Below are 2,196 nucleotides of genomic sequence, written 5' to 3'. Positions count from 1 at the left end.
TTTACCCCAGAAGCCAGCCTTAGACCAGGACACTTTAAACCGCGGAAGCTTGATTTTCGGCAAACTCCACTTGAAGTTGAAGACGTTTTTTAGCCAGTCAACTTTGTTCTTGATCCAGGTCCACAACGACCATCTTTTGATTTCGTTCCATTTTTTGAGCAGCCCGTCCCAGATGCCCCGGGCCCACAACTTAAACTCGTTCCATTTCTGCTTAACAGGGGCCAGTAGTTCCTTAGCCCAACTTCTGAAGATACCCCATTTTTCCTTTACCGGATTCCAGAAGGCACCCCATACATCGCTGACCCAAACCTTAAATTCGTTCCACTTTTCTTTGACCGAATCCCAAAAGTTGCCGGCCCAGGTTTTAAAATCAGACCATTTTTGCTTTACCGGATCCCATAGCGCCTGCCATGTCTCGCTGCACCAGGTTTTGAAATCCCCCCACTTTGCCTTGACGGCATCCCACATATCGCCGGCCCAGGCAGTAAAATTGCCCCACTTTACAATGACACCATCCCACATCGGGCCAAACTTCTCCTTCGCCCAATCAGCAACCTTATCCCAATTCTTATAAATCAGCACGCCCAGCATGGGGGCTGGACCTAGCCCCAAAAGCAGAATCTCCCACCAGTCCCAGCCTTCGAAGTATTTGTTGAACAGCTCTTTCGCTCCCTCCCACATCCAGCTGAGGAAGCCCTTGAACGTGGGCTTGAGCTCGTCGAGGGCGGCACCGAAGCCGTCCATAAAGTCGCCCATGCCGGGGAAGCCAAGATCAGGCATATCAATCGCAGGAGTATCCAGATCGCCGATCTCACCCATCCCGGCCCCGGCCATGTCCTTCTGGATGGTGTGGATCTCATCGAAAGGCATCAGGGTCCTCGCCGCGGCCTTGCCAGCCTTCTTGATCGCGTCAGCCAGGCTGTCCTCGCCCTTGACGGCCTTCATTGCTGCCTTAGCGACTGCTGCTTGCTGGTCGGCCAGTTTTTGCATCTGTGCCTCGCGAGCTGCGTCATTGGCTGCACGGACAGAAGCAGAGTACTTCGACCACAGGTAGGAGCCGCCGGCGATGGCCGCGGAGATGGCCAGAATTACCCAGCCTACCGGGCCCAGGGCGGTCCAGACAGCATAGAGCCCTGCCTGTAAGCTGTAAAGAGATGCAGTAAAAATATTTGTAGCCACCGGAGCCAAGGCCATCTGCAAGCGGTATGTTTGCACAACAGTGCTCAAGGCCCCCAACACACCGGAGGTGATCACGGATTGCCCGCGGAGCACAGAGACAGCGATAGAGAACGCCAGGGTCGCGGTTCGAGCGAGGTTGATCGCTCTGGACAACACCAGATAGCTGATGAACGCCGTCGCAGCGAAACGGATGGCGCCCCAGTTCTTGATAAAAGCGTTCGTTATCCATTGCACACCGCGGACGATACCTGCCACTACATTCTTCGCTGTCTGTCCCCAACCGATGAGAGTCGCCTGGTTCGCTTCCACCCAGGCCTTGGCCCGTTCAAAGGCGTTATGCATCGTATCCACCCAGTAACCAAAAGCAGGGAGCAGCAGGGGCCGGGCCAGAGCCGTCTTGAGCTCCTGCATCAGCTTCTTAGACAGCTCCAGCTTCTCCAAGGAACCCATCTTTTTGCCAACGGTGCCCATGGCCGATTCGTAGGCGCCGGCGATCTTCTCGCCTTCGCGGAAGATGTAGTTAAGCATGGCCTGCTTCTTCTCAACTTCAGACAGGCTGCTTGCAGTCTTGCCCACAGTCCGCGCGTAATCGCCGTAAATGTCGTTCAGGTTGCGGGTGAAGCCGAAGGCGGTCAGGAGCTCCGGTCGCAGTTTAGCAATGGCTTCAGTAATCTGGGCTGTGGCCTCGCTTGAGTTCATGCTGGCCACAGTTCCAGCATCCTGGGCGATCCGGGCGATCTTGGCCGCATCTGCGGTATCGAGCTGCGCCTGCATGAAGCGGGTCATCATCTGGGTCGCTTCCTGTTCCGCGATCCCCAGCGCCATCACTTCTTTGCGCTGCTGCTGGAGCACCGGGATCGGGTAGCCGCTGGACCGGGCCACGGCCTGCATGGCCACGTCAAAAGTCTCGGTCTTGGCCGCGGTAGTAATAAGGTCAGTCAATAGCCCGCCGATAGACCTAAATCCATGAACCAGACCTAGGCCAAGGGCTACAGAAAACCCCCGGCTGAAGACCTT

Annotated in this window: 1 protein-coding gene; it reads right to left on the bottom strand. The window is 56.1% G+C overall.

Annotation, left to right across the window (positions count from 1 at the left end; genetic code table 11):
* Positions 1–2,076, bottom strand: a 2,076-nt coding sequence (locus tag ACE4YL_RS06335; RefSeq protein ID WP_461369389.1) for a phage tail family protein, incomplete at its 3' end; no start/stop codon positions are given.
* Between the last annotated feature and the right edge of the window lie 120 nt (positions 2,077–2,196).

Source organism: Candidatus Darwinibacter acetoxidans (assembly GCF_041936445.1).
In the GTDB taxonomy this organism is placed as follows: Bacteria; Bacillota; Limnochordia; order Darwinibacteriales; family Darwinibacteriaceae; genus DTU010.
This window is presented reverse-complemented; position numbering and strand designations above follow the sequence as displayed.